Source organism: Sporosarcina sp. P12(2017), assembly GCF_002743035.1.
In the GTDB taxonomy this organism is placed as follows: Bacteria; Bacillota; Bacilli; order Bacillales_A; family Planococcaceae; genus Sporosarcina; species Sporosarcina ureae.
On record NZ_PDYL01000023.1, the window covers coordinates 44,926 to 51,152 of the forward strand.

General features: G+C 43.9%; 4 protein-coding genes and 1 pseudogene. All 5 read right to left on the bottom strand.

The genetic code is table 11. The annotated features are described in order from the left end of the window. Window positions 1-148: 148 nt before the first annotated feature. Window positions 149-661, bottom strand: coding sequence for a sigma-70 family RNA polymerase sigma factor (locus CSV80_RS15800; RefSeq protein WP_099671571.1), 513 nt, complete (start codon window positions 659-661; stop codon window positions 149-151). Between the two features lie 795 nt (window positions 662-1,456). Continuing rightward, entirely contained in the window at window positions 1,457-3,439 is a 1,983-nt protein-coding gene (locus CSV80_RS15805) for a methyl-accepting chemotaxis protein (protein WP_099671572.1), read from the bottom strand. A 139-nt stretch (window positions 3,440-3,578) separates the two neighbouring features. Next, a pseudogene (locus CSV80_RS17940) lies at window positions 3,579-3,656 on the bottom strand (YjcZ family sporulation protein); the annotation flags it as partial. A gap of 120 nt (window positions 3,657-3,776) precedes the next feature. Continuing rightward, window positions 3,777-3,905, bottom strand: coding sequence for a YjcZ family sporulation protein (locus tag CSV80_RS15815; RefSeq protein ID WP_083035222.1), 129 nt, complete (start codon window positions 3,903-3,905; stop codon window positions 3,777-3,779). Between the two features lie 113 nt (window positions 3,906-4,018). Further along, on the bottom strand, window positions 4,019-5,986 hold the full coding sequence (locus tag CSV80_RS15820) for a methyl-accepting chemotaxis protein (RefSeq protein ID WP_099671574.1): 1,968 nt from the start codon (window positions 5,984-5,986) through the stop codon (window positions 4,019-4,021). Window positions 5,987-6,227: the final 241 nt, after the last annotated feature.

Genomic DNA, 6,227 nt, shown 5'->3' on the forward strand with positions numbered 1-6,227 from the left:
AAGGGGTGAGTAGTGAGGCCTCGCCTACTACTTACGTTCAACTGGAATCGTTTTCGAACATAAAATTATTTTTAAAGACTAGAGACAAAGACAAGTTCAATAGAGCAAACGAAAGCAAGAGCTACCCATTAGGGCGGCCCTTGCTTTTTTAGATCTCTACGTTTCGTTTTGCTGTCAGTTGATCTTTTAGTTTCTTCAGTAGTTTTTCTCGACGTTTTTTGACTCCTGAAATGGATATGCCGAAGTGGGTAGCGCATTCAGCTTGGGTTTTGTTTTCTACGTATAGTTTGATTAGTAATTCGCGTTCATTTGTTGGGAGAGCGGTGAGGATTTCGTGTAGTTCGCTGTTTGGGTCTTCGGCGAAGTCGTTATGTGTTAGGTTTTCCAAGGTTTCGGTTTCGACGGATGTATTGACTTCGCTGAATCTGCTTTCTTTTTTTAGGTCATCAAGCATGGCACCGTAGATGGAGCGGTAGGCAAAGGGAGTGAAGTGTCCTTTTGTTTCGTCAAATCGCGTCCATGCTTGGTAAAGTGCGAAGCGTCCCGTTTGACGGAAGTTGTCGAAATCACGGTAGATGTGTAATTTTCTAATGATGGCTGAGATCATCGGTTCGTATTGTTCCATTACGACTTCAAAGTTTTCATTCTTACTGATTTCCATAAAAGCGACCTCTTCAGGTCGTGCACGACACTTTGTATTCCCTGGGTATGTATATAATAGAAAGTTTTGAAGGAGATATCGAATCGTTCTGTTGTCGTTTTATTTGGGAAAAGCGGGTGCTTTTGATAGGGGAAAGGATGTGGTTTGATTGGTGGAAGTTGGGTGGATTTGATTGTTTTTAATGGGTGGAAAAGGGTGGATTTGGGGATTGGGGTGGTGGGGAATGAGCGGATGTTTTGGTTGATAGAGCGTTTTCGGGGTGGGAATGAGCGGATATTATGTTGGATAGAGTGGTTGTGAGGTGTGTATGAGCGGATACCGTGTTGGATAGAGCGTTTGCGTGTTGAGTATGAGCGGATGTCGCGTTTTATAGAGCGGATGCGCGTTGGGTATGTGCGGATGTCGTGTTGGATAGAGCGGTTACGTGTTGAGTATGAGCGGGTGTCGTGTTGGATAGAGCGTTTGCGTGTTGAGTATGAGCAGATATCGTGTTGGATAGAGCGCTCGGACGTTGAGTATGAGCGTATGCCGCGTTTGATAGAGCGGTTACGCGGTGACTATGAGCGGGTGTGATATCGTGTCTGATGGAGTGGCCACGCGTTGTTTATGAGCGGATACCAAGTCCAATAGAGCGGTCACGCGACAGCTATGAGCGGATACCAAGTCCAATAGAGCGGCCACCCAACAACTATGAGCGAATCCCATGCCTAATAGAGCGCTCGCACCAAAACTATGAGCGCACAAACAAAAAAGAAGACCCTCGTCACAAACATGACGGGGATCATCTCTAAAAAATTACATTTTAAATTGTGCAATGACCTCTGATAGTTTCTCGCTCAGTTCAGTCAATGTTTCAGCTGCATCTGTAACCGATTGGATCGCGCGGAGTTGTTCTTCTGATGATGCGCTCACTTCTTCACAAGCCGCTGCGGTTTCTTGGGATGTGGCGGACATGGTTTGAACGGTTAAGGACACGTCGTCTTTATGTGTGACGATTAACTGGATTTCATTTGATACGGTATGGATCGATTCTTGCATCGTGTCCATCAGTGAAGAGAGTTCTTCAAACGTATTTTCCGTATCTCCGACGACTACGCCTTGGTCGCGGAATGTGTTGATCGTTTGTTGCATTTGTTCAGAGACGATGGATGATTCTTTTTGTAATTCTTCTATAGTTACTTTGACATCGTCTGTTGCACGGGCGGATTGTTCGGCAAGAGTGCGGACTTCTTCTGCTACGACTGCAAAGCCTTTGCCGTGTTCGCCTGCTCTAGCCGCTTCAATGCTTGCGTTTAGTGCCAAGAGATTGGTTTGTTTGGAAATATTCATGATCGTTTCCATGACACTACCGATTGCTTGTACTCTTCCACCGAGTGAATCAATGTCGTTGGACATCTCTTCTAGCGTTTTACCGGTAGTTGCAAACGAAGTCTTTAATGCATGCATTTGTTGTTGGCCATTGGAGTTTTGAATGCCAGTTTGTCTCGCAATATCCAGCATGACTTCTGCTTTTTCTCGAATTTCATTGATTTCCTCTCCGAGAAGGTCAGTACGTTCTGTAGCGGTTTCTGCGTCTTCGGCAGATTTTGCGGCGCCTTGTGCAATTTCTCCGACAGCCATTGCGACTTCATTGCTCGAAGCACTCGTTTCTTCTGATACGGCACTTAAGCTTTCGGAATTCGATCGGACATGGTCTGCTGATGTATGGACGACTGTGATGATGTCGTTCATATTTTGCACCATATGATTGAAGTCACGACTCAGTTCACCGATTTCATCTGTACTCTGATTATCTGAACGTACTGTCAGATCTCCGCCAGATACTTCGGCCATCAAATCTTTGACTGTATCGAGTGGCTTCAACATACGGCTGATGGTAATAAATAGACCGACGAATGTGAGAATCAACGTCAGGAGTGCAATGAGTAACATAGAGTTACGTAATGACTGTGCCATCGCACTTAAATCGCGTTCTTCATAGACTGCGCCAACCTTCCAGTTAAAGTTAGGAATCGTCGTATAGATATTGCGCTTGTCGATCCCTTGATCATCGGTATATTCGATGACGCCACTGTCCGCGTCATACATTTTTTTGAAATGTGCTTCGTTTGTAACATCCGTTCCTGTTTTGGAAGGGTGAACGATAGCCAGTCCTTGATCATCGAGCAGCACAGAATAGCCGTTATATCCGATATCACGGCTCGCTATTTCGTCTGTCAATGCACTCAGTTCAATATCAAGTCCAAGAGCACCGATAAACGTACCATCCCTGATGATGGCTTTGGAAGCCGTGATGACAAACTGATTGGTTGTATCATCCAAATACGGCTCTGTCCATTGCACATCGTCTGGATGTTCTTGTGCTAGTTTATACCAGTTTCTCGTCGTTGGATCGTAATCCGTTAAATCATCATCCGGTTTGATGACAGTATATTTGGATGTCAATGAATAATAGACCGCATCTGCACTTGGATACATAGACAAGAAAGCTTGTAGACGTTCCTCTATTTCTGTAACAGATACTTCTTTCCCGTTTTCTCCGGTAAATTCAGTGATTGCATCGGTTGTCGCCAACAATGCCAATCCTTTTTCATACTTGTCCATAAATTGATAAACTCCGAAACTCATTTCATTGATGATCGCATTACTTGAATCAATGGCATTGGCCATGGAGTGTTTGTTCGCTTGATCATTGGTCATCCAAGTCATTAATGCAATACCTAGAATGAATACAGTGATAGCGGTTAAGATAATCTTTGTCTTGATTGACCGTAACACGTGGTGTTCAGCTCCTTCATAGATGTGTGATGATATATTGTGCCTAACTTGATATCGGCTAAATTTCCTATATGTTCATTGATTTATAAAGAAAAATGAAGAAACCTGTCGAAAAATCGACAGGTTTCTTTTTAACGTCTTATAGGCAAGCGGCGCCTACAATAATGAGTAAGATAAATAGTACGACAATCAATGCGAATCCGTTACCGTAAGAACCGCATGAGCCGTATGATCCACCAGACTCACAGCCATGTCCTCCATGTCCTCCGTGGCCGCCGCCACCGTGTCCATATCCACCGAATCCAAACATGTCTCCACCTCCATTTTTTTTAAGTAATTAGCAACCGTAACCCATAAATCCTGCACCGACAATGATCAATAAGATAAACAGCACAACGATCATTGAAAAGCCGAAGCCTCCATCATAACCGCCACCGTAACCAGATCCTTTAACTGATTCTCCCATATTGATTTCACCTCCAAATGTGGAACTACCCTTATTCTATGCAAAGATTCTCAGAGTGCCTTGGCTTTTATAAAAAAATCCGCCAATCCTTCGAAAAGGAGAGGCGGATCTTGTTAGATTTTGAATCGTTCTACAGCATAACTCAAGTCTTCACTCAACTGCGTCAAGGTTTCAGCCGCTTCGGCAACTGAGCCGATTGCGTGGAGCTGTTCATCAGAAGAAGCATTCACTTCTTCGCAAGCAGCTGCCGATGCTTCTGTCGTCGACAATAAAATTTGAATTTGCTCGGACACATCATTTTTATGAACGTCCATTTCTTGCAGAGCGGTAGTGACTTGATTGATCCGGGATTGCATATCGCCAATGAAACTAGAAATACTTTCGAAAATGCCTTCTGTGTCTTGTACGACGGTGCTTTGGCGTTCAAATGTATTACGCGTATTGTCCATCTGCTCGATGACATGCTGCGTGCCGTTTTGCAGTTCCTGGATTGTTGAACGTACTTGTTCCGCTGATCTCGCAGACTGTTCCGCTAATTGACGGACTTCATTTGCTACTACAGCGAAGCCTTTCCCGTGTTCACCGGCCCTCGCTGCTTCAATACTCGCGTTTAACGCGAGTAGATTGGTCTGGGAAGAGATCGTTGTGATGGCGTCAATAACGGAACTGATCGCTTTTACTTTGTCTTCCAATGATCCGATCATGCCGCCCATTTGTTGTAAATCTTGATTCCAGTTATTGAACGAAGAGCTTAATATACTCATCTGTGCGCGGCCCTCTGCGTTATAGGTTACAGCTTCTGTTGCCAAGCTTGCCATTTCGCTCGCGGTATCATTGGCTTCTTGAATTTGCTGATTTAATAACTCCGCACGAGTAGTCACCGTTTCCGCATTTTCCGCAGACTGTACAGCCCCTCTAGTGATTTCAGCTAAAGCACTTGCAATTTCTTCGCTGGTCGCATTCGTTTCTTCGGATACTGCACTCAAGTTTTGTGAGCTAGCAAGTACATTGGAAGCGGAATGCGTGACGGTCGTAATCAAACCGTTCATTTGGTTGAGCATCTGATCAAAACCTGTAGCGAGATCGCCAATTTCATCAGAAGAATGGATGTTAGCCCTAACCGTCAAGTCGCCGTCTGCAACTTGTTGCACGGTCTCTTGTAAACGGAAAATTGGCTTCAGTACTCGACTGATGAAAATGAATAGAATGATTGCAAGTATTGCCAATGTCACAACAGCCGCTATCATCATGACGTTTCGTAAACCTGTTGCGAGGGATTGCATATTTTTCTGATCATAGATAACACCAAGTTTCCAGTCAAAATTCGGAATCGTCGTGAACATATCGACCTTTTTGACACCATCTTGCTCGAACGTATGATGACCAGCTGACTCTTTGTACATTCCAGCTACATAGTCACGATCCATGACATTCTCTCCAACAAGTGAAGGGTGGGCGATAGCTGTTCCTTCAGAATCGAGAATGAATGCATAACCGCCATGGGGGATAGCGGTCGCTGAGATACCTTCAGACATGGTCGATAACTGAATATCAATTCCAGCTACACCCACTAGTTCGTTGCCGTTCATCACGGCTTTTGAAGCACTAATGACGAAATTACCTGTCGCTTCGTCAATATACGGTTTGGTCCAATGCACTTGTTCCGTTTCTGTCACGGCATTTTGATACCATTCACGTCCTGTTGGATCGAATTCTGTCAAATCTACGTAAGGGCGAATGATTGTTTCTTTAGTCGCAAAGCTAAGATAAGTACTAGATACGTCAGGGTACGTTTCTAACGTATTATTGAGTGCTTTAGCAACTTCTGCTTCGCCTTTTGTGGCGGTCGCATTCGTATAGTCCGACGAATTGGTCAGCAACTCTAACCCTTTACTGTATTGCTGCAAATCCGCTTCAATGGAAGCACTCATTTCAGCTAGCAGCGTACTGCTCGATTCTGTGAGGTTTTCCTCTGTCCGTTCCTTGACTAGCCAGCTACTAATACCCGTCATGGTCAAAACTCCGCATGCAACTAGCACGACGACAAGAAAAATCATTTTCGTTTTAATGGAATGAAACATGGATGTGTGCTCCTTTACTCTTATAGATTGTTCTTATCATACATTACTTTCGACTATTCTAATAGTCTGAATTTCATAACGTTGAAAATATTTATACACACGAGAACACTAGTGTCGCGTTAAAATAATATCTCTTGTTGTTGAATTCTGAATACTCTCTAATTAATCTTTTCCACAAAAAAATCCTTTATAATGGGTTGGAGGCAGTAATCCATCCAAATCCAATATAAAGGACTCACTC

Coding starts and splice junctions, on each gene's coding strand:
- CSV80_RS15800 (WP_099671571.1), bottom strand. CDS start 661: ATGGAAATCAGTAAGAATGAAAACTTTGAAGTCGTAATGGAACAATAC.
- CSV80_RS15815 (WP_083035222.1), bottom strand. CDS start 3,905: ATGGGAGAATCAGTTAAAGGATCTGGTTACGGTGGCGGTTATGATGGA.
- CSV80_RS15820 (WP_099671574.1), bottom strand. CDS start 5,986: ATGTTTCATTCCATTAAAACGAAAATGATTTTTCTTGTCGTCGTGCTA.